The organism is Lysinibacillus sp. BPa_S21 (genome assembly GCF_023337795.1).
In the GTDB taxonomy this organism is placed as follows: domain Bacteria; phylum Bacillota; class Bacilli; order Bacillales_A; family Planococcaceae; genus Lysinibacillus.
The window spans coordinates 1-19,737 of the sequence record NZ_JALIRS010000022.1; the positions used below are offsets into that span (position 1 = coordinate 1).

21 protein-coding genes are annotated in these 19,737 nt (G+C 38.9%); all 21 read right to left on the reverse strand.

Going from position 1 to position 19,737, the window contains the following annotated elements; all coding sequences use genetic code 11:
- Positions 1 to 274: 274 nt before the first annotated feature.
- The 21 genes from MOK21_RS22605 to MOK21_RS22705 all read right to left on the reverse strand — a co-directional run bounded on the left by MOK21_RS22605 (position 275) and on the right by MOK21_RS22705 (position 19,723).
- Positions 275 to 532, reverse strand: a complete 258-nt coding sequence (locus MOK21_RS22605) for an HPr family phosphocarrier protein (RefSeq protein WP_053485816.1) — start codon at positions 530 to 532, stop codon at positions 275 to 277.
- 113 nt (positions 533 to 645) lie between these two features.
- Positions 646 to 1,593, reverse strand: coding sequence for a DNA-binding protein WhiA (gene whiA, locus MOK21_RS22610; protein WP_249076198.1), 948 nt, complete (start codon positions 1,591 to 1,593; stop codon positions 646 to 648).
- Between the two features lie 65 nt (positions 1,594 to 1,658).
- Positions 1,659 to 2,642 (reverse strand): gluconeogenesis factor YvcK family protein, encoded by a 984-nt coding sequence (locus MOK21_RS22615; protein ID WP_249076199.1) that lies wholly within the window; start codon positions 2,640 to 2,642, stop codon positions 1,659 to 1,661.
- Between the two features lie 4 nt (positions 2,643 to 2,646).
- Positions 2,647 to 3,540, reverse strand: coding sequence for an RNase adapter RapZ (gene rapZ, locus MOK21_RS22620; protein ID WP_249076200.1), 894 nt, complete (start codon positions 3,538 to 3,540; stop codon positions 2,647 to 2,649).
- Between the two features lie 9 nt (positions 3,541 to 3,549).
- Entirely contained in the window at positions 3,550 to 4,017 is a 468-nt protein-coding gene (locus MOK21_RS22625; RefSeq protein WP_249076201.1) for an 8-oxo-dGTP diphosphatase, read from the reverse strand.
- A gap of 600 nt (positions 4,018 to 4,617) precedes the next feature.
- Positions 4,618 to 5,562: a thioredoxin-disulfide reductase gene (gene trxB / locus MOK21_RS22630; protein ID WP_249076202.1), complete on the reverse strand. Its 945-nt coding sequence runs from the start codon at positions 5,560 to 5,562 to the stop codon at positions 4,618 to 4,620.
- A 100-nt stretch (positions 5,563 to 5,662) separates the two neighbouring features.
- Positions 5,663 to 7,183 (reverse strand): tetratricopeptide repeat protein, encoded by a 1,521-nt coding sequence (locus tag MOK21_RS22635; protein ID WP_249076203.1) that lies wholly within the window; start codon positions 7,181 to 7,183, stop codon positions 5,663 to 5,665.
- A gap of 90 nt (positions 7,184 to 7,273) precedes the next feature.
- The gene (gene hisIE / locus MOK21_RS22640; protein WP_249076204.1) at positions 7,274 to 7,891 is read right to left on the reverse strand and encodes a bifunctional phosphoribosyl-AMP cyclohydrolase/phosphoribosyl-ATP diphosphatase HisIE; all 618 of its coding nucleotides are present in this window, start codon (positions 7,889 to 7,891) and stop codon (positions 7,274 to 7,276) included.
- Positions 7,888 to 8,649: an imidazole glycerol phosphate synthase subunit HisF gene (gene hisF / locus MOK21_RS22645; protein ID WP_249076205.1), complete on the reverse strand. Its 762-nt coding sequence runs from the start codon at positions 8,647 to 8,649 to the stop codon at positions 7,888 to 7,890. Before hisF ends, hisIE begins: the two co-directional genes overlap by 4 nt.
- Positions 8,643 to 9,275, reverse strand: coding sequence for an imidazole glycerol phosphate synthase subunit HisH (gene hisH, locus MOK21_RS22650; protein ID WP_249076206.1), 633 nt, complete (start codon positions 9,273 to 9,275; stop codon positions 8,643 to 8,645). Before hisH ends, hisF begins: the two co-directional genes overlap by 7 nt.
- Positions 9,272 to 9,871 carry an imidazoleglycerol-phosphate dehydratase HisB gene (gene hisB / locus MOK21_RS22655; protein WP_249076207.1) on the reverse strand — a complete coding sequence of 200 codons (600 nt, stop codon included), beginning with the start codon at positions 9,869 to 9,871 and terminating at the stop codon, positions 9,272 to 9,274. The genes hisH and hisB overlap by 4 nt, the downstream gene beginning before the upstream one ends.
- A gap of 5 nt (positions 9,872 to 9,876) precedes the next feature.
- Positions 9,877 to 11,151, reverse strand: a complete 1,275-nt coding sequence (gene hisD, locus MOK21_RS22660) for a histidinol dehydrogenase (RefSeq protein WP_249076208.1) — start codon at positions 11,149 to 11,151, stop codon at positions 9,877 to 9,879.
- A gap of 41 nt (positions 11,152 to 11,192) precedes the next feature.
- Entirely contained in the window at positions 11,193 to 11,816 is a 624-nt protein-coding gene (hisG, locus tag MOK21_RS22665; protein WP_249076209.1) for an ATP phosphoribosyltransferase, read from the reverse strand.
- On the reverse strand, positions 11,809 to 12,981 hold the full coding sequence (locus tag MOK21_RS22670) for an ATP phosphoribosyltransferase regulatory subunit (protein ID WP_249076210.1): 1,173 nt from the start codon (positions 12,979 to 12,981) through the stop codon (positions 11,809 to 11,811). The genes hisG and MOK21_RS22670 overlap by 8 nt, the downstream gene beginning before the upstream one ends.
- Positions 12,982 to 13,559: 578 nt before the next feature.
- Positions 13,560 to 14,102, reverse strand: a complete 543-nt coding sequence (locus MOK21_RS22675; RefSeq protein ID WP_249076211.1) for an acyltransferase — start codon at positions 14,100 to 14,102, stop codon at positions 13,560 to 13,562.
- Positions 14,103 to 14,106: 4 nt separating this feature from the next.
- Positions 14,107 to 14,748, reverse strand: a complete 642-nt coding sequence (gene ppaX, locus MOK21_RS22680; protein ID WP_249076212.1) for a pyrophosphatase PpaX — start codon at positions 14,746 to 14,748, stop codon at positions 14,107 to 14,109.
- A gap of 12 nt (positions 14,749 to 14,760) precedes the next feature.
- Positions 14,761 to 15,582: a prolipoprotein diacylglyceryl transferase gene (gene lgt, locus MOK21_RS22685; protein ID WP_249076213.1), complete on the reverse strand. Its 822-nt coding sequence runs from the start codon at positions 15,580 to 15,582 to the stop codon at positions 14,761 to 14,763.
- 149 nt (positions 15,583 to 15,731) lie between these two features.
- Positions 15,732 to 16,667, reverse strand: a complete 936-nt coding sequence (gene hprK / locus MOK21_RS22690; RefSeq protein WP_249076214.1) for an HPr(Ser) kinase/phosphatase — start codon at positions 16,665 to 16,667, stop codon at positions 15,732 to 15,734.
- Between the two features lie 200 nt (positions 16,668 to 16,867).
- Positions 16,868 to 17,182: a cytochrome c551 gene (gene cccB / locus MOK21_RS22695; RefSeq protein WP_249076215.1), complete on the reverse strand. Its 315-nt coding sequence runs from the start codon at positions 17,180 to 17,182 to the stop codon at positions 16,868 to 16,870.
- Positions 17,183 to 17,233: 51 nt separating this feature from the next.
- Positions 17,234 to 18,082, reverse strand: coding sequence for a YitT family protein (locus MOK21_RS22700; protein ID WP_249076216.1), 849 nt, complete (start codon positions 18,080 to 18,082; stop codon positions 17,234 to 17,236).
- A 411-nt stretch (positions 18,083 to 18,493) separates the two neighbouring features.
- The gene (locus MOK21_RS22705; RefSeq protein WP_249076217.1) at positions 18,494 to 19,723 is read right to left on the reverse strand and encodes an EAL and HDOD domain-containing protein; all 1,230 of its coding nucleotides are present in this window, start codon (positions 19,721 to 19,723) and stop codon (positions 18,494 to 18,496) included.
- Between the last annotated feature and the right edge of the window lie 14 nt (positions 19,724 to 19,737).

Sequence of the window (19,737 nt, forward strand, 5' to 3'; positions counted from 1 at the left end):
CTTCTATCCACGACTCTGGCCTTCTATCCACGTTTTTAGCTCTTCTATCCACGACTCTGGCTCTTCTATCCACGACTTTAGCTCTTCTATCCACGACTCTGGCTTTTGTCCGCGACTTTAGCTCTTCTATCCACGTTTTTAGCTCTTCTATCCACGACTTCGGCTCTTCTATCCACGATTCCGATGATTCTAAACGTCATTCGACTCTTTTTACAATGCAAGAACGCAAAAAAACTGCCCAACATTTCGTTTTGGACAGTCTTTGCATCCTATTTTAATCTTCTTTTTCGATTAGTGCTGCTAATGCTGTAACCGCTTGCTCGGCATCGTTACCATCGCCACTAAGTACAACTTCTGTTCCTTTGGCAATGGCTAAACTCATAACGCCCATAATGGATTTAGCGTTTACTTTTTTCTCGTCTTTTTCCAGAAAGATATCTGCGCTAAAACGATTTGCTTCTTGCACAAATAGTGCTGCTTGTCTAGCTTGTAGTCCTAATTTTAATTTTACATGGACTCTTCTCTCGGTCATTCTTAAAACTCCCCTTTACTACCGTTCATCTGTTATTTTTATCTTACCTTACTTACTAGCAAAAGAACAATACGCGATTAGGTATCACATTCATACCTGAAAAGTATGAAAATTTAACCACCAATTTTTTCTCCGCTTCTTAATGCATCAGCAATTTCATCGATTTTCCGTAATCGATGATTGACACCCGATTTACTAACTGTTCCGCTTGAGACCATTTCACCAAGTTCTTTTAGTGTTACATCTTGGTATTCTACTCGTAATCGTGCAATTTCACGAAGTTTTTCTGGTAATTGATCTAGACCTATTGAATTTTCAATAAATCGGATATTCTCTACTTGACGTAATGCTGCGCCTATTGTTTTATTCAAGTTCGCTGTTTCACAGTTGACAATGCGGTTGACACTATTTCTCATGTCTCGTAATATGCGAACATCTTCGAATTTCATCATTGCTTGATGAGCACCAACAATATTAAGGAAGTCAGAAATTTTCTCCGCTTCTTTTAAATAGGTGACAAAGCCTTTTTTTCGTTCAATTGTTTTTGCATTTAGCTCAAATTCATTCATTAAATCCATTAAAGCCTCGCCATGCTCTTTATACAATGAATAAATTTCTAAATGGTAGGCTGATGTTTCTGGATTGTTGACAGAGCCTCCAGCTAAAAATGCGCCTCGTAAATACGCTCTTTTTTGTCCACCCTTTTTAATGAGCTTCCGTGAAATAGTATGATTAAATTGAAAGTCGTCTGAGATGATTTCTAAATCAATTAGTAGCTCACGCGCACCTTCTCTTACGCGGCAAATGTATACGTTATTTTTTTTCAAACGCATTTTTTTTCTTACAAGTAACTCTACATTATACGGATACAGCTTCTTCATAATCGTATAGAGTCTTCTTGCGATTGCAGCGTTTTCAGTTTGTACGTCTAAGCTTAACTGTTTATTCGCAAAGGATAATGAACCATTCATACGAATTAGGGCAGATACTTCTGCTTTCATACAATGATTGTCCGCTTCTATTTGCGTTAATTCTTTTTTCGTTTCAGAAGCAAAAGACATATCACGCCCTCCTTTCAACCTTTTGTTCTATGTATATGTTCATCTTATCATATACAATAAGCGCTTTATAATTCACTAACTTTTTGTCCGTAGATATTTGCGTAGTCTACAAGCCATTTAGCAACGTTTGTAGCATTATGACGAACCGTCCCATCTGGGCGAATCGTGGCAATATCTCGTTTAATAACCTCTAAGCCCATACTTTCCAGTTTTGCAACGTCAAATGTTACTGGCTCAGCACACTCTTCCTTATAAAGCTCTTTTACAGGATGAGGGAGTTTTACATCATTCACCAATATAGAATCAATGAAGGAGTCTCCAACATGCTTATATAAAGCTTTAACATGATCGCCTGCTGTATAGGAAATGGTTTCACCTTTTTGGGTCATCAAATTACAAACATAAATTTTTCTTCCTTTCGCCTTCACAACGGCTTCCCCAATTTCTTTTACAAGAAGGTTGGGAATAATGCTTGTATATAAACTTCCTGGACCAATTAAAATATAGTCAGCTCGATTGATTGCTCGAATAGCCTCTGGTAGCGGTTGCACGTTTTCAGGCACTAGAAAAACCCGATTAATTGGTTTTTTAGCCTTTGGAATTTTAGATTCCCCTTCAATGATTGAACCGTCCTCAAGCTCAGCGTGTAAATTTATCTTTTTATTAGCAGCTGGTATGACGCGACCATGAACCTTTAAAACTTTTCCCATCTCACTAATAGCATGGTTAAAATCCCCGGTAATATCAGTTAATGCAGTCAGCATTAAATTACCTAATGAATGTCCACGTAAATCTTCGGATGCTGAAAATCGGTATTGAAACATTTGCTCTACAAGCGGCTCAACATCCGATAACGCCGCGATCACATTACGGACATCACCAGGTGGTGGAATATCATAGTCATCTCGTAAGCGTCCTGAAGAACCACCATCATCTGCTACTGTCACAATGGCAGTAATATCAAATGGGTGGTGCTTGAGCCCACGTAGTAACGTAGAAAGCCCTGTACCACCACCAATTACAACAAGCTTTGTTCGCTTCTTTCCCATTCACTCAATCCTTTCTACGATTGATGTCACGATGCGTAATAACAGTGTTTTCCTTTCCAGCTAAATAGGCTCCAAAATACTCTGTTAATGTTACCGAACGGTGCTGTCCTCCAGTACATCCAAAAGCAATGACAAGTTGTGATTTACCCTCTTGTCTATAGAGCGGAATCATAAATTCAAACAAATCCGTTAGTTTTTGGATAAGTGTTTGCGTATCCTCAAGTGCCAGAACATAAGAAGATACCTCCGTTTGTAGGCCCGTTTTATGGCGTAACTCCTCCACATAATATGGATTTTTTAAAAAACGGACATCAAAAACTAAGTCAGCATCTATTGGCATACCATGCTTAAATCCAAAGGACATGATATTTACTGTGAAAATATTATCAGTATCACTGGCAAATTCTTTAGCAATTTTTTCACGTAGCTCTTTAGGCTTCATATTAGATGTATTATAGACAGATTTAGCGCGACCTTTTACTTCCGATAAAAGCTTACGTTCTTGTTTAATGCCATCTAACGGCAAACCATTTACAGCCAATGGATGTGCGCGTCTTGTTTCTTTATAACGTCTAACTAAAGTTGCATCATCTGCATCTAAAAATAATATCCGAGCAACAATATCGCCTTCTTTAAGAATATGATCGAGGGCACCGATAAGAGAATCAAAAAAGTTGCCACCACGCATATCCATGACAGCTGCTATACGTGTAATATTTTTACCCGAATCCCTTAGTAAGGTTAAAAATGTTGTGAGTAACGCTGGTGGTAAATTATCAATACAGTAATACCCTAAATCCTCAAAGCTTTGAATAGCTACTGTTTTCCCAGCTCCAGACATTCCTGTAATAATAACCAATTCATGTTTACCTTTTAGGCCTTCAACCACCACTGTCATGCAGCTCCTTTATTGTTCAATTGATATTTGTATTTTCTCATGAAGTAATTCAAAATCAGTTGTGTATTCAAATGTACCGTACTGAATGCCTGATTGTGAGATAGCAAATTGTAAGTTTGTACGATCACCTTCAGCCATTGGCAAATGTTCCAAATCCTCTACAGGGTGCCATGCAAGTTTGCCTTCTCTCGTTTCTTTAAACGGTACTCCTTCTATATCCTTTGCAACAAATGTATAAAGCATCCATTCGTCCACTACCTCATTATTTTCTTTCATAACCATCGTATAAACACCCTTTAAATGAGCATTTATTGGCGTGACATTTGTTTCTTCTTTAAACTCACGTACTGCAGCCTCATAAATCGATTCACCGCGCTCCATTTTACCGCCAGGAGCTACGTACCAGCCACGTCTCGGCTTCTGAAGTAAAAGCACTTGACCATCTTTTACGGCTATTAAATTTGCGATTCTTTGCATAGGCACACCTCTAATCTCATTTACATTCTACCTTTTATTATAGCAAGACCAAACAGGGTTTGTCCTCATTTCTAAACTTTAGGTGCATGGCAATTTTAACTTCATCGATACATGTAGGAGACAAGTTTTTTTTAACCTTTACACAAAGATATGAAACTCCGCCAGAAAAAATCAAAATTTCCGTACACAACAAAAATAGGTTGCTCCACCTTATTTGGCGGAAACAACCTACTCAACAAAATAAAAGGGGGATTGCTAATTACACTCTTTATATTACACCTTTTATATGTCATTCAAGTTACAACTATATTAAGACCGTATTAAAATTGTATTTTTTTCCTTAAAATAATGATTATGGGTACTTCTCCATAACGTGTGGTTGATTTCCGTTCCGATTGGGCGCTTTCCTGGGGGCGTCCGATGAGCCGCTTCGCTTCGCTGCAGGGTCTCATCTGTGACGCTAATCCCCAAGGAGTCGCCCAGTCTCCACTCCAATCAACTTATATAAATGTCATCCACAATGTTTTGGGTACTTTACTAAAATATTTACTTGACTACACATTACACTCTGGGAGGAGACTACCCTTATCAACATTGACTTTAAGCGTTAATTTTTTCTAATAATTCTTCCACATAGTGCTGTGCTGCTTGTGCTGCAATACTTCCGTCACCTGTCGCTGTAACGATTTGACGAAGTGATTTTTCACGTACATCTCCAGCAGCGAAGATTCCTGGTACTGTTGTTTCCATATTATCATTTGTCAAAATATAACCAGCATCGTTTAAAATACCAAGAGATTCAAATGGTTTTGTTAATGGCAACATACCAATGTATACGAATACGCCATCAGTAGCAAAATCAGATTCTGTACCATCTACCGTTGATTGTAATGTTACACTTCCAACTTTACCATTCGCCTCATTAATTTCTTTGACTGTTGCATTCCAAATGAAATCAATTTTTTCATTAGCAAAGGCACGATCTTGGAGAATTTTTTGTGCACGTAATTTATCACGACGGTGCACAATTGTTACTTTATCAGCAAAGCGAGTTAAATAAACGCCTTCTTCAACAGCAGAATCCCCGCCACCTACGACAACAAGATTTTTTTGCTTGAAGAATGCACCGTCACATACTGCACAATAGCTGACACCACGGCCACCAAGTTCTTTTTCGCCAGGCACGCCCATTTTTTTATATTCTGCACCTGTAGAAAGAATAATAGCTCGTGTTTTATATTCTTTAGTACCTGAAATAATTGTTTTATATTCCTCACCATCAATAATTTCAGTTACATCGCCATACGCATACTCTGCACCAAATTTTTTAGCGTGATCGAACATTTTTGTCGATAGCTCAGGCCCTAAAATTGTATCGAATCCTGGATAGTTTTCTACTTCTTCTGTATTTGCCATTTGTCCGCCAGGAATCCCACGTTCAATCATTAAAGTTGAAAGGTTGGCACGCGATGTGTAAACAGCCGCAGTCATACCAGCAGGACCTGCACCAATTATTACAACATCATAAATTTTTTCTTCTGACATAAATACTTCCCCCTAAACCGATTTTTTACTTTTTTATAATAACTTTAGTATGTTCATCGTATGTGAAAGTAAAAAGTTATTCAACTATGTTGCTCACGGTCTAATTATTTGGTAAAAACATTAAAATTTCTTCAATATACTTCGATAAAGTTGATACTGATACTCCGTATTGTTGAGCTATTTCCTTTTTTGTCACCTTGAGCATCCGGGAAGAACGAAATAAATAATCATTTGCTCCTGCAATAGCTGCTGGATTTGTAAAACGATAATTATTCATTAATGCTTGCTCACAAAGCACAAACCACATTTGGAACATTGGTGCAATTAATGTAGTAAGCTTCCCATACTGTTCTAGTAAAATTTCTGGTACACTTACTGCTCGTATAAAGCTAGCCTCCACTTTATTTTTCATATCAAATTGATGTCCTAGTGCATATGCGAGGAATAGCTTTTCATACGCATTAAATTGGTCAACGTCTATCCATTTTGGATGCGCAATAATTTCCTGTTTATGTGCTGTACAGCTTAGTAAAAATAAACCAAATATGCGTTCACTTGTATAATCGCTCTCTAGCTTTTCCACAATATAATCACGGTCGTGTTCTAATGCATCTAGTGAATAATTGTTGTTTTCTTCTTGACGCCAAGGCTCAAAGCCTTCTTTATCGGGATCTTGCTCAAGTAATTGTTCCCATGCACTCTTAGAAATTTCTTCATGTCCTGAGAAATAAGCTGCATGTGATAACCAAAAGTAAAAGCCGGCATCACCTACGTAGCCTCTTTTCTGCATGCTACGTAACCATTTAAATGCTAAATCATATTGTCCAACGAGCGCTAATGTTGCACCCAGTTTGTAGCGATGTTCCCATAAGTATGGTTGAATTTTCACAAGTACTTCTAAAAGGTCCTGTAAATCTTCTTCATTTTTTTCATAGTACGCGATAACCGTTAAATTACATAGTGCATGTAAATTACCTTTATTTTCACGTAATACCGTGTTTAGAAGCGCCTTTGCCTGTTCTGCTTCTCCCACATAGAAATAAGCAAGGGCTAAGTTGTTATGAGCTGACCAAAAATCAGGTCTATCTTCTATTAAGTCTTCTAGCATTTTAATAGCTTCAGGGAAATCTCCCTTTTCCATACTACGTCTCGCCTGTTCCTGCCGATATAAATCTTCTGCAGAACCTTCAAGCTCCTCAAAATCATCTTGCTCAATATCAACAAACTCTAATATTTCAGTAGCTTCATCTGCATAAACACCTTCTGGCTCTATTTGTAAATATTGCTCTGCAAAGCGTTTAGCATCGTGTATGATGCCGACACATCCTGAAACCTCTGCCATATAAAAAATAATTTCTGGATTGTCTTTATCTATCTGATAGGCATGACGAAGAAGATCATACGCTTCCTCGAAACGTTGACCCTCTAACTCTATGATCGCTAATTGTAATAAAATCATTGGATCATCAGGGCTTAAATCCACTGCTCGCTGTAAATATTTATAGGCTTTATTCATTTGTCCACTATTCATTGCTTGAATTGATTTTTTATAATAATAGTCGCCTGTTGGAATGAACGACACTATATTCGTTTGATTCTCTTTTTGACGTTTCTTTTCCAAAATATTTCCTCCGAAACAAGAAATAAGGAACGTATCATACGTTCCTTTTCACAGTAACTTCTATTATACCATACAATAAGCAATATGCCGTTATTTCTCCTCATGACGTTTTTCCAACACATGTAACACGTCATAAACACTTACTTTTTGCTCTTGTAGCAACACTAGTAGATGATAAATTAAATCGGCAGCCTCCCATTTTACTTCTTCGGCATCACGATTTTTTGCACCTATGACAACTTCCGTTGCTTCTTCTCCAACTTTTTTACAAATTTTATCGATTCCTTTATCGAACAAATATGTAGTATACGCCCCTTCTGGCATTTCTTGCTCACGCTTTTCAATGACCTTTACGAGTTTAGAAATAATCTCAACAGATCCTACCTTGGCATTTTGCTGTATGATGTCCGTGAAACAAGAAGTTGTTCCATTATGACAAGCCGGACCAGCAGGAATTACTTCGATCACTAATGCGTCACTGTCACAATCAGCCTTGATTGATATCACTTTTTGTGTATGACCACTTGTTGCCCCTTTGTGCCAGAGCTCTTGACGTGAACGTGAGAAGAACCATGTTTCACCCGATTCAAGTGTTTTTTCTAGAGATTCTTTATTCATATATGCAACTGTTAGTACTTCTTTTGTATTAGCATCTTGTACCACCGCAGTGACAAGACCTTTTTCATCAAATTTAATGCTGTCTATCATCTTACTGCCACTCCTTTTTCGCGTAAGTACTCTTTTACTTGTGCAACGCTCGTTTCTTTGTAATGGAAGATGGATGCGGCAAGTGCTGCATCTGCATCGATATCTTCAGCTAATACTTCGTAAAAATGTTGTGCATTTCCTGCACCACCACTCGCAATAACAGGAACAGTCACAGCCTCTCTTACAGCTTTTATTAGGGTTAAATCAAAACCGGATTTCTCTCCGTCTTGATTCATACTTGTTAATAAAATTTCACCAGCACCTAGGCGAACCGCTTCTTTCGCCCATTCAGTTGCTCGCCATGTTGCTTTCTTTCGACCACCATGCGTATAAACCATCCACGTAGCATCTTCTTCGCTATAGCGGGCATCAATAGCTACAACAATACATTGTGCGCCAAAAAAGTCAGAACCTTCTTTAATGAGCTCTGGTCTCTCTAGAGCAGAAGTATTCACTGATACTTTATCGGCACCGGCACGTAAAATACGTTTCATATCATCTAATGTACGAATTCCACCGCCTACTGTAAATGGAATGGCTAATGTAGCTGCCGTTTGCCGTACGACATCAACCATCGTTTCACGGCCTTCATGGGATGCTGAGATATCTAGAAATACAAGCTCATCTGCCCCCTGCTCATCATAAAACTTAGCAAGCTCAACTGGGTCACCTGCATCACGTAATGACACAAACTGTACACCTTTGACAACTCGTCCCTCTTTCACATCAAGACATGGAATAATGCGCTTTGTTAACACGATGCCACCCCCTTCAACCATTGCTCTAATAAATGCACACCAAGTTGACCAGACTTTTCGGGATGGAACTGCATGCCCGTAATAGAGCCATTTGCCACAATGCCAGGAACCTTTATACCATGATAATCCGCATAAGCGATGAGCTCCCTTTCATCGATATCAGTTGCATAAAATGAGTGTACGAAATAAACATGCTTTGCGGTTACTTCACCATTTAACCAAGAAGGATACTTTGTCATGACAAGCTCATTCCATCCCATATGCGGCACCCGATACTTGCGCCCAGCATTGTCACCATTAAATCGTTTGATGCTTCCTTTAAAAAAGCCCAAACCCTTCGTTGGAGAAACTTCTTCACTTTGCTCAAATAATAATTGCATGCCTAAGCAAATTCCGAGAAGTGGCCGATTTTCAGCTTTCACCTTGTGCAAATATCGATCTAACTCCGTTTCAGCTAAACGTTTGATAGCATCTGGAAATGCTCCAACACCAGGAAGCAATAGTGCATCTGTTGTATCTAGCACTGTCTCGTTAGCCGTCACCACAACCTCACAGCCAAGTCGTTTTAATGCCTGTTCAACACTAAATAAATTCCCCATTCCATAATCAATAACACCTATTTTCACGTTAACAGCCCCTTAGTCGATGGTACACCTTTCACACGCGGATCCATTTCCACTGCTGCGTCAATGGCACGTGCCAACGCCTTAAAAATAGCTTCAATTATATGATGTGTATTATGGCCATAAGGTACGATGACATGGACATTCATTCGAGCCTCTAGTGCAAACTTCCATAAAAATTCATGCACTAATTCCGTATCAAAGCTACCGACCTTTTCCTTCAACTGTGGCACACGATATTCTAAGTGCGGACGATTCGAGCAATCCACAACGACCTGTGCAAGTGCATCATCCATTGGCACAAATGCTGTACCGTACCGCTTTATTCCTTTTTTGTCACCAAGCGCTTCCCGAATAGCTTGGCCTAATACAATTCCGAGGTCTTCTGTTGTATGATGGTCGTCGATATACGTATCACCATTCGCTTCAATCGTCCCATCAAAAACCCCGTGTTTAATAAATAGGTCAAGCATATGATCCATAAAGCCAACACCTGTTTTAATAGTTGCCTTCCCTTCACCATCTAAATCGATAGCTACCGAAATTTGAGTTTCATTTGTCGTACGTTCAACTTTTGCATATCGTTTCTTTTCAGTCATTATGACTACTCCTTTTCCCATCCACGCGATTCGACTGCACGCGCATGACCCTCTAAGCCTTCCATACGTGCTAGACGTGCAATTTTCGGTGCATTTTCTGCCCAAGTTTTTTCACTATAATAAACAACGCTCGATTTTTTCACAAAATCATCGACATTTAAGCCACTTGCAAAGCGTGCCGTACTATTCGTTGGCAGCACATGATTTGTCCCAGCAAAGTAATCACCAACTGGTTCAGAGCTATAACGACCGATGAAAATCCCCCCAGCATGTCGTACTTGCTCAGCTATAGCCTCAGCATTTTTTGTGACAATTTCTAAATGCTCTGGTGCTAGCGAATTAATGGCATCTATGGCATCAGCCATTGTTTCAGCCACATAAATGGCACCAAAGTTTTCAATTGATGCACGCGCTACTTCTTCACGTGGTAAAGTCGTTAATTGCTTCTCTACTTCATCGGCTACTTTTATAGCTAATTGCTTTGAAGTCGTTATTAACATGGCACAGGCCAATTTATCGTGCTCAGCCTGTGATAGAAGGTCTGCCGCGATTTCATCAGCAAATGCTGTGTCGTCTGCTAACACTGCTATTTCACTTGGGCCTGCAATCATATCAATCGCTACCTCACCAAATACTTCACGCTTCGCTAATGCTACAAAGATATTTCCTGGACCTGTAATTTTATCAACTGGAGAAATTGTCTCTGTGCCATAAGCAAGAGACGCGATGGCCTGAGCTCCACCGATTTTATATATTTCTTCTACTCCTAAAATATGTGCTGCAGCAAGTACACCTGGAGGTAATTTTCCATCGCGGCCTGCTGGGGATGTCATAACAATGCGTTTGACACCAGCAACTTGTGCAGGAATAACGTTCATCAAGACCGAAGATGGGTATGCTGCTGTACCACCAGGAACATAAAGGCCTACTGCATCAAGTGCAGTAATTCGTTGCCCAAGCCATGAGCCATCTTTAAGCTCTAAGCGATAACCTGAACGCTTTTGCTGTTCGTGGTAAAAGCGGACATTTTGGGCAGCCTCTGTTAGATCAGCATAGAGCTGTGGATCGATTGAATTTGCGCCCTCTTCTATTTCTTCCTTCGTTACGCGTAACTGGTCTGGGGCAAAGCCATCCCATTTTTCTGTATAAAAACGGACAGCCGCGTCACCTTGTGTCCGAACGTCTGCTAATACTTGACGCACAACCTTTAACTGTTCTTCATTTCCCCCTTCAAGTACTCGTTTCAAGGAAATACCTTTTTCTAGCTTCGTTATTTTCATAGGTTTAATCTCCTTTAAGCCTCTTCCAATAGTAGATATTTTTATTTAACACATCTTTTTAAACGTTTCACGAGGTCGATAATACGGTCACTCTTCATGCGATAGCTTACGGGGTTGGCAATCAATCTGGACGATACGTCTGTAATAAATTCATACTCCACTAAGCCATTTTCTTTCAGTGTCCGACCTGTTGAAACAATATCGACAATTCGATCTGCTAAGTCAATCATAGGCGCCAATTCAATCGATCCATTTAGCTCAATAATTTCAACCTGCTCCCCAATACCCTTATAATATTTCATGGCGATATTCGGATATTTCGTCGCTATTCTTGGTGCAATTTCATTCATCGTCGTATTAGGTAAGCCTGCAGATGCGATATAACAGGTACTTATTTTTAAATCTAGTAATTCATGTACTTCTCGTTGCTGCTCTAATAAAACATCCTTCCCAGCAATACCAATATCCGCTACACCGTGCTCTACATATACAGGAACATCCATTGGTTTCGCTAATATAAAGCGAATTTTCTCTTCTGGAATTTCAAGCATTAATTTACGGGACATTTCGACTTCTTCTGGTAAATTAAAGCCAGCTTCTAAAAGCATCTGATATGCCTCGTCAAAAATACGCCCCTTCGGCATAGCAATCGTTAATTCATTCACCGTCAACGTCCTCCTGTCCCACAACAACTACTTCTGTAAAGTGTGCTAAAAAAGTTGCTTCATCTACTAGGCTACTCTTTAGCTGTAAGGTAACCTGTTTACCAGTTGCTCGTAGCTTCTGTACCTTTGCAAGAGCCGCTTCAAATTGTTCTTCCTCAAATAGCACGACTGTAGCTTCTTGTCGTTCATCGGATAGCCCATCAAGCGTTTCTAATAGGCGATCAACGCGAATACTAAATCCTGTTGCACCAACTTCTGAACCAAACACCTCTAGCAATCCGTCATAGCGTCCCCCATTACCTAATGGAAAACCACTGCCGGTTGCAAACACTTCAAATAACATGCCTGTGTAATAGCTCATGTGACTAGAAAGTGTAAAATCAAAGGCTACATAATCTGCTAAGTTAGCAGTTTCAAGCAATTTAGCGAGCTGTTGCATATATTCTAATGCGTCGTTTTTCCGCACGTATTTTTCAATATCTTGAATTTCTTTTACATTCATCGCTTCTTCAATAAATTGCAATAATGCATCGGATTTCGTTTTAGGCAAATCAAATGATGCTACCGCTTCTTCAAACCCTACATAATTGCGTTGCACAAGGAGTGCCCGGAGTATATTCTGCTGTTCAACGCTTTCGGTATAATCTTGTAAAATACAATGTAATATACCTGCATGACCGATCGTCACTTTAAATTGCTCTACGCCAAATTGCTTTAATAACTCCATTGCTGTCACAATAACCTCAGCATCAGCAAATACAGAATTGTCACCAATTAACTCGATCCCCATCTGGTCAAATTCTGCTGGGCGCCCACCTTCTGCTTCCTGTGCGCGAAAAACACTAGCAAAATAAGCCAGGCGTATCGGAATCATCTCTTTTAATAATTTGGATGTTGCGACACGTGCAATCGGTGTTGTCATATCAGGTCGTAGTACTAACGTGTTGCCTTGGCCATCCACTAATTTAAATAAATGCGCATTGGCTATCGCTGATGCTTTACCGACTGTATCAAAATACTCTACTGCAGGCGTTTTAATAAATTCATAGCCTCTTCGACATAAAAAATCTCGCCCTGTATTTCTTACAGCCTCTACTTTTTCAAATATTTGCGGAAATGTATCGCGCATTCCAAGTGGTTTCTCAAACATTTTAATCGACGACATTTTGACACTTCCTTACGTTGTACTTTAGTTCACTAGAGTATTAGAGAATTAGATTATGAAAGAATTTTAACTCACTTTCCCTTTCTAGTCAATGCAACTCTAGTAAGTTATCAAATAATTTCAATACTGATTATTCTGTTAATTATACTCGAAAATAAATAAATTGGAACTTTATTCAGCAAGGCAAACCTTGCACTATGTGGTGCTTTTGAAAAACTATATCACTAGAATTGAATAAAGTATGACTCTCCGGCAAAACGAGGGTTGATTTCCGTTCCGACTGGGCGCTTTCCTGGGGGCGTCCGATGAGCCGCTTCACTCGCGTTGCTCGCTCCAGGGTCTCATCTGTGACGCTGATCCCCAAGGAGTCGCCCATTCTCCACTACAATCAACCTCTTCACATAACATGTATCATTTATAGTGATAAAATGGTACTTCAACATGACTCTACAAAAGCAAATCCGCAGCGACAGAGGTTTTTTGTAGCGAAAGCGAAGCGACAAGTGTCACCACAGGAAAGCTATTAACTTCCATGACCACAAAAAACACTGTGCAAAGCCTGCACAGTGTAGGTATTTTTATTTTTTTGGCGTGCACCATTCTACTACTTCATTGCGTTTGCGCTCTGCCATTTGTTCGGCTGTATAAATAATTTGCATAGGATTACCGCCTGCTAGGCAGCCAGCTGGTACATCCTTATGAACAAGGGTAGCAGCTGACACTATCGCACCGTCACCTATCGTAACACCTGGAAGGATCGTTGAATTGGCACCAACCATCACTTCATTGCCAATATGAACATCTCCTAGACGATACTCCTCTATTAAATATTCATGCGCCAAAATAGTCGTATTGAAGCCTATAACGGTATTATCACCGATATAAATACGTTCTGGAAACATTGTATCTGGCATCACCATTAAAGCTAAAGAGGTTTTTTCACCAATCTCCATTTTTAACAAAGTTCGATACAACCAGTTTTTCACACGTAAAAACGGTGTGAAGCGTCCAATTTGAATGACAACGAAACACTTCATCACCTTCCAAAAGGACACCGTATCATAAATATTCCAAAGCGAGTTTGCTCCTTCGACACGGTAGCGTTCTGTTTTACGTGCCATTACCTTACCCCGCTTTCACAATGTCAAATAAATCCGTCATATGATGCAACATATATTCCGGCTTGAATTGCTGTAAGTATTCCTCACCTTTAAATGCCCATGCGACACCAGCCGCTCTAACTCCAGCATTGTGTCCTGCCTCAATATCGTGAGAATTATCACCAATCATAATGGCGTCTTCCTTATTTACACCAAGGCGTTCAAGAGCAAGCAAAACTGGCTCTGGATTTGGCTTTACATTTTTCACATCATCCGTGCCAATACGGATATCAAATAGATGACTTGCCCCTAGCACAGATAGACCACGGTCAATCATCGCATTACGCTTTGTAGAGACAATCGCTAATTTAATACCCATATCCTTTAATTGCTCTAAAGTGGAAACAACATCGGGATATTGAGTGACAAGCTCATCGTGATGTAATTCATTATATTCGCGATATTTAGCCACCATTGCATCCTCTTCACCAGGAGCAATGTCACTAAATGTCTGTTTTAAGGATGGTCCAAGGAATTTCAGGCAATCTTTTGGCGAATATTGCCCGGGAAATCGTTCGTTTAAAACGTGCATAAATGTTTGAATGATTAAATCATTTGTATTGAGTAATGTGCCATCAAAATCAAATAGTAATGCCTTTATAGCCATGCTATGCACCCCTTATTTATTATCTAAATACTTTACTGCAGGTTTCTCTTTTATACGTCGGTAAATAATTGCACCAAGACCTACTACAATACCTATTATTGAAACAACCTGAGCTGAGCGTAAATCCCCTACTAAATATAGGCTATCCGTACGCAGGCCTTCTATATAGAAGCGACCGATTGAATACCAAATTAAATAGCTGAAGAATATTTCGCCACGATTTAAATTTACTTTGCGTAAGACTAATAAAATAATTAGCCCAATGAAGTTCCAGACGGATTCATATAAAAAAGTAGGATGTACGTATGATCCTAATTCTTCAATATACATTTGATTAATAATCCAATCTGGAAGCATTAGATGTTCCAAAAACTCACGTGATACTGGACCACCATAAGCCTCCTGGTTCATAAAATTGCCCCATCGACCAATTATTTGTCCAATTAAAATACTCGGTGCCGCAATATCCGCTACTCGTAAAAAGCTTATATTTCTTCTACGAGTGAATATGTAAGCTGTTAAAAATGCACCAATCAGAGCACCGTGTATAGCAATGCCGCCATTCCAAATTTCAATAATCTTCCCTGGATTTTCACTATAATAATCCCAACGCATTGAAACATAGTAAATACGAGCACATATTATAGATATAGGAACAGCCCATAGTAATAGATCTGCAAGAAAATCCTCTGGTAAGCCTCTCTTTACAGCCTCTCTTTGTCCTACAATATAAGCTAGAATAATACCCGATACAATTAGTAACCCGTACCAACGTACAGGAATAGGTCCTAAATGGAAAGCAATCGGATTAATGTCTAATAATAATAAATCCATCTTAAGCTCCTCTCAAATTCATGTATTACATTTGTTAATGAATCCTAATCAATTATGCCTTAGCATAATTGCGTCCGGAATCGACTTTGTGCTTACCGAAAGCGACAGGTACGGATGCTTGGACACCCGTTACAAGAAGTTAAAAACGATTAGTCGTCCAACTCATCTGTTGAGGAGATGACTTCATCTAATCGTCTAGAAAACTCCTCGGCTGCGTTAACACCCATCTTCTTTAAACGATAATTCATTGCTGCTACTTCAATAATAACAGACACATTTCGTCCAGGTCTTACAGGAATCGTTAGCTTTGTTAATTCCGTATCAATGATTTTCATTTTTTCTTCCTCTAAGCCTAGACGATCATATACTTTATCTGGATCCCATATCTCCAATTCGATAATCAATGTAATACGTTTGTATGGACGTACCGCACTTGCTCCGAAGAGTGTCATAATATCGATAATACCAATACCTCGAATTTCGAGTAAATGTTCTAAAAGAGGCGGTGGACTCCCAATTAAAAAGTTCTCGGATTCCTGACGGATCTCTACACAATCATCAGCCACTAAGCGATGCCCCTTCTTGACTAGCTCAAGTGCTGTTTCACTTTTCCCTACACCACTCTTGCCGATAATTAGTATACCGATGCCGTATACATCAACTAAAACTCCGTGAGCAGCAGTCATTGGTGCTAAACGACCTTCTAAATAGTTTGTAAGCCTACTCGAAAATTTCGTTGTTGTCATGTGCGTTTTAAATACAGGTACATGTTTTTCATTGGACGCCTGTATAAGTTCCTTAGGTACCTCTAAATCACGAGAAATAATAATAGCTGGTGTATCCTGTGAGCAAAGAAGACGCATGCGCTCCAGTTTCACATTGGCAGGCAGCATTTCAAAAAAAGAAAGTTCTGTTTTTCCTAGCAATTGTACTCGATTTGCAGGATAATGCGTAAAATACCCCGCCATTTCGAGCCCTGGTCTTGAAATATCACTAGTGACAATCGTTCTTCCTATGCCTTCCTCACCAGCTAATAGTTCTAACTTAAATTTCTCCATAACGTCTCTTGTTAATACTACGACCAATGTTTAGTAGCCTCCATTCAATGGAATTGAATATGTTTTGTCCTGCGTTAACTAGCAATCAGCATAATGATTGCAGTTTCACCTTATTTTAGCATGTCTATGTATAAAAGAAATGAATTTACACTCTGTCTGCCTGGCTAAAATATTCTACAAAATATAAAAAAACTAGCGGTTCTCCAGCCCGCTAGTTTCATGATTGTTTATTTTTGAGTAGCTAACCATTTGGCAACCGCTTCTGCATCTGCACCTTTGACAACCCCAGCAGGCATTGTACCTTTACCATTTTCAATAACATTTAAAATTTCTGCCTCTGTCATACGAGAGCCTACATCGCTAATCTTTGGTGCATTATTTTGACCTTGTAGCTCACCACCATGGCAAGTAATACAAGATTTCATAGCAATTGTTTCACCATCTGAAGCAGTAGTTTTTGTACCTGTTGTCGTTTTACCTCCACCACAAGCAGCTAAAAAGATTGCTGAACCAATCGCTACTGTTAACATTGCCTTTTTCATTAGGGCCCCTCCTAAAAGTAAATAAGTTCTTTCCCTGTCATTATACCAAAATTACGCACGCTTGAAACCTTCTCCCAACACCTCATAAGCATTAGAAACGATAACAAACGCTGATGGGTCAACGCTTTTAATGAGTTGTTTCAGCTTTGTGAACTCTGTTTGATAAACAACAACCATTAATACTGGTCGTGTTTCCCTTGTATAGCCACCTATAGCAGGCAACTTTGTCACGCCTCGATTGATCTCAGCATAAATGGCATCACGTACTTCATCTTGTTTCAGCGTAATAATATAAACCATTTTAGACTGGCTAAAGCCGAGCTGAATAATATCAATCGTTTTTGTAGTGACATAAAGTCCGATTAGGGCATATAACCCTTTCTCTAAGTCAAAAACAATTGCTGCACTAATTGCGATAATCCCATCAATTAAAAGTACACTTGTACCAAGCGATATTCCAGTATACTTTGTAATTATTTGCGCTAGTAAATCAGTGCCACCAGTAGAAGCATTCCCCTTAAAGACAAGTCCTATTCCTAAACCGACCACAATTCCCCCAAAAAGCGCTCCGAGTAAAGGATTATCTGTCCAAGGCCCCCAACTATTCGTTAGTAATACAATAAGCGGTAATGTGACTGTTCCAATAAATGATTTAATTCCAAACTTTTTCCCAAGAAATAATACACCTGCTATAAATAGTGGAATATTGAATGCATATTGTATAAATCCTGGATTCCAACCAAAAATACCGTGTAAAATTGTACTAATTCCGCTTACTCCACCTGAAGCTACTTGATTTGGCAATAAAAATACATTGAAGCCGATTGCAATAATTGCTGCTCCTATTATGACGTACACATACTCCACAATGCTTTCCCTTACACCATGAATTTGATTCATTTCCCCCACGCCCACTCCAACTATCAGAATTTTTTGAAGACCAGATGATTATAGCAAATAGTTTTCGCATTGAGAACTTCACCATGATGAAGGAAAAGGAAACATGTCCTTATATAATTTGCCTTATGTATTACACTTATGACAAATAATATAAAAGCACAAAAAATAAGCACCTTAAAGAGAATTCTTTAGATAGCTTATTTCTATTTTATACGTTGCAGATGACACTTTGTTAAAACATATGTCATGTGGATTAGTTGATTGTAGTGGAGACTGGGCGACTCCTTGGGGATCAGCGTCACAGATGAGACCCTGCAGCGAGCATCGCGAGTGAAGCGGCTCATCGGACGCCCCCAGGAAAGCGCCCAGTCGGAACGGAAATCAACCCTACACTATGATTATCCCTTATTTTTATAAAGATTTTTCTGCCCACTCCATTGCTTCATTGTAAAAAAGATCAATTTTTGTTAAATCAATATTGAGCTGAGGAGCTAAATCTTCTAAAGTAGACCAATCTAACTTACCTAACGCAATACTGAATTCCAAATACGGTGTCATTTCAGTTTGCTTCCCTAAAATCGTTGATGTTATATCTTCTGAAAAAGGTAACTGCCGTAAAATAACGTTCAGCGGTCTTTGCAACAAAGTATCTATCAATGAAAACATCCCAACTAAAAAATATTCAGAGAAGTTTTTCTTATAGGATAGCTTAGCCAGTTTTTCACATACTTTCGCTCTAAATAAAGAAGTACGCATGACTTCTTTAAAAAGATCATTATCCGCATTTTTATCCATTTCTCGCATTGCCAATAAATAAATCCACTTACGTAAATTTGAAACGCCTAGTAATATAATCGCTTGTTTTATGGAACGAACCTTTGATTTAGATCGTCGCTCTGAATTATTAACCATTTGCAATAATTTATACGTTAAAGAAATATCACGCTCAATATTATCAGCTAATAACTGTATATTAGGTTCCTCTTCTTTTAACAGCGTAATAATATATAAATATTGAATAGTATTAGCAGGTATCTCGGTTCCTGTTATGATTTGAGGCTGTTCAAAAAAATATCCTTGAAATAATTCATAGCCAGAATGCTTTGCCACTTCAAATTGCTGTCGTGTTTCTACCTTCTCAGCTAGTAATTTTATATGCGGGAAATTTTCTTTCACTTTATTTTCAATCTCCATGCGCTCTAGTAATGGTGACAATAAAAAATCAACTTTTATATAATCAACATAAGGAAATAACTCATCATAAACTTGTACCTTATCATCCAAAATAAAATCATCTAAGGCAATTTTAAAACCATATGATTTTAGCTCTATGACTCTCTCGACTAAATGAGTTGTAATAGGAACATCCTCTAAAATCTCAATAACAACTAGCGATGGATTTAAATATTCGTTTAAGGGACTCATCAGCAAGTTTTCTGTAAAATTAACAAAACTAGGTTTACCTTTTGTTACCTCTTCAATGCCAATTGAAAGAAATGAGTTTACTAGTACATCGATTGTTGCAGCATCTGAATCGACCATCGGAAAAGCATTCACGTTTTTGCTACGATATAATAATTCATACGCTACGACTTGTTCATGAAGGTTAAAAATAGGCTGTCTCCCGATAAATACTTCCATTTCGTCCCCCCCTT